The sequence below is a fragment of the Rhizobacter sp. P3_B12 genome, assembly GCF_056402895.1.
In genome coordinates this window covers 1-2,488 of sequence record NZ_JBFUGN010000906.1, presented here as the reverse complement: position 1 = coordinate 2,488, position 2,488 = coordinate 1, and the positions used below count along the sequence as shown (strand labels likewise).

Annotated in this window: 1 protein-coding gene and 1 pseudogene; one reads left to right on the top strand and one right to left on the bottom strand. The window is 72.2% G+C overall.

The window, feature by feature from the left end; all coding sequences use genetic code 11:
• Positions 1-452, bottom strand: a pseudogene (locus AC1D01_RS29865) (hypothetical protein); the annotation flags it as partial.
• Between the two features lie 186 nt (positions 453-638).
• Here AC1D01_RS29865 and AC1D01_RS29860 point away from each other — a divergent pair.
• Positions 639-2,447 (top strand): aminopeptidase P family protein, encoded by a 1,809-nt coding sequence (locus AC1D01_RS29860; protein ID WP_477872887.1) that lies wholly within the window; start codon positions 639-641, stop codon positions 2,445-2,447.
• Positions 2,448-2,488 lie beyond the last annotated feature (41 nt).

Genomic DNA, 2,488 nt, shown 5'->3' with positions numbered 1-2,488 from the left:
AGCTGGTGGGGCGTCAGGCGCCGCGCGCCGCGCGCGAGGTTCGCGCGCCATGCCGCCTGGCAACGCCGCGCGCCGGACCAGTCATCGCAGGCCGCCTCGCCGCCGTGCAGCCAGCGGGCCATCGCCCGCGTCGCGTGCAGGTTCGGGCGCATCGTGCGCGGCTCGCCGCTCTCGCCCAGGGCGAGGACTTCATCGCCGGTTTCCCGGCGCTGCTCCAGGCCGGCCTCGCCGCTGTTGATCGCATGGTCGAGCCAGCCGATCACGCGCGGCAGCACCGGCGCGATGTCCTCGTGCAGGCCGACGAGCCAGCAGTACACCAGCTTGTGCAGCATGGTGGCGGCCAGGTAGCCCATCGGGCGGTAGAGCTGGAAATCGATGTCGAGAAGCTGCCGCAGCAGCGCACGGTCGGCGTGCAGGAAGGCTTCTTTCTCGATTCGGGGGTCGAATGGCATGGCATCTCCTCGGGGGCGCGCGGCGCACCGACGCACAGGATGAGCGCCAACTGCGAAGAGAAAATGCAGAAGTCCCTCGGCCGCGCGGTTTTCCGTGTCCGGTGCAAACCGGGCCCCTAAAATCCACGCTTTCCCCGCTGGCTTCCCGACCCGGGAGGCGTGCGGGTCCCGAACGGAGCCGAACCCATGGACACCCGCACCTCCCCGATCCGCCTGCGCCTGGAGCGCGTGCGCGACGCGCTGAAACAGCACCAGATGGCCGCGCTGCTGGTGCCGTCGAGCGATCCTCACCTGTCCGAGTACCTGCCGGGGCGCTGGCAGGGGCGCGAATGGCTGTCGGGCTTCACCGGCTCGATGGCCACGCTGGTCGTCACCACCGAGCGCGCGGCACTGTTCGCCGACAGCCGCTACTGGGTGCAGGCCGAGGCCGAACTGGCCGGCACCGGCATCGAGCTGGTGAAGATCCCGAGCGGCGCCGCCACCCACCACGTCGAATGGCTGGCCAGCCAGGTGCCCACCGGGCAGGTGGTCGCGGTCGACGGCGCGGTGCTGGGCCTGGCGGCCGCACAGCAGCTGCGCACCGCGCTGACGCGCGCCGGCGTGCCGCTGCGCACCGACCTCGACCTGCTGGAAGACGTGTGGCCCGATCGCCCGGCGCTGCCCGAGGCGCCGGTCTACGAGCATGCCGCGCCCCACGCGCCGCTGGCCCGCAGCGCCAAGCTGGCCGAGCTGCGCCGCGCGATGGCGGTGCACGGCGCCACGCAGCACTTCGTCTCCACCGTCGACGACATCGCGTGGATCTTCAACCTGCGCGGCTCCGACGTCAGCTACAACCCGGTGTTCCTGGCCCACGCGCTGATCGGCCTGCACGGCGCGACGCTGTTCGTCGGCGTCGGCAAGGTGCCGGCTGCGCTGCAGGCGGCGCTCGCCGCCGACGGCGTGCAACTGGCACCGTACACCGAGGCGGCAGCCGCGCTGGCCCGGCTGGGCGCCGAGGCCACGCTGCTGATCGACCCGCGCCGCATCACGCTCGGCCTGCGCGAGAACGTGCCGGCCGCCGTGAAGGTGGTCGAGGCGATCAACCCGAGCACGCTGCTGAAGAGCCGCAAGAGCGCCGCCGAGGCCGCCTTCGTGCGCGACGCGATGGCGCAGGACGGCGCCGCGATGTGCGAGTTCTATGCGTGGTTCGAGCAGGCGCTCGGCCAGGAMCGGATCACCGAGCTGACGATCGACGAGAAGCTGAGCGCCGCGCGCGCGCGCCGGCCCGGCTTCGTCGGCCTGAGCTTCAACACCATCGCCGGCTTCAACGCCAACGGCGCGATGCCGCACTACCGGGCGACGCCCGAATCGCACGCGGTGATCGAGGGCGACGGCCTGCTGCTGATCGATTCCGGCGGCCAGTACCTGGGCGGCACCACCGACATCACCCGCGTCTGGCCGATCGGCACGGTCTCGGCCGCGCAGCGGCGCGACTACACGCTGGTGCTGAAGGGCACGCTGGCGCTGAGCCGGGCCCGCTTCCCGCGCGGCACGCTGTCGCCGATGCTCGATGCCATCGCCCGCGCGCCGCTGTGGGAGCACGGCCTCGACTACGGCCACGGCACCGGCCACGGCGTCGGCTACTTCCTGAACGTGCACGAAGGCCCGCAGAGCATCAGCAAGGCGATCCCCGAGCCGCAGATGGCGATGGAGCCCGGCATGGTCACCAGCATCGAGCCCGGCCTGTACCGCGGCGGCCAGTGGGGCGTTCGCATCGAGAACCTGGTGCTGAACGTCGCAGCGGACACGCCCGAGAACGGTGCATTCGGCGAGTTCCTCGGTTTCGAGACGCTGACGCTGTGCCCGATCGACACCCGCTGCATCGACCGCAGCCTGCTGCGCGCCGACGAGGCCGCGTGGCTGAACGACTACCACCGCGTGGTGCGCGAGCGGTTGTCGCCGCTGGTGAGCGGCGACGCGCTGGCCTGGCTGGTGGCGCGCACCGAGCCGGTCTGACACCCGGGGAGCGCTGCGGGCCGGCGCGCCCCGTCGTGCCG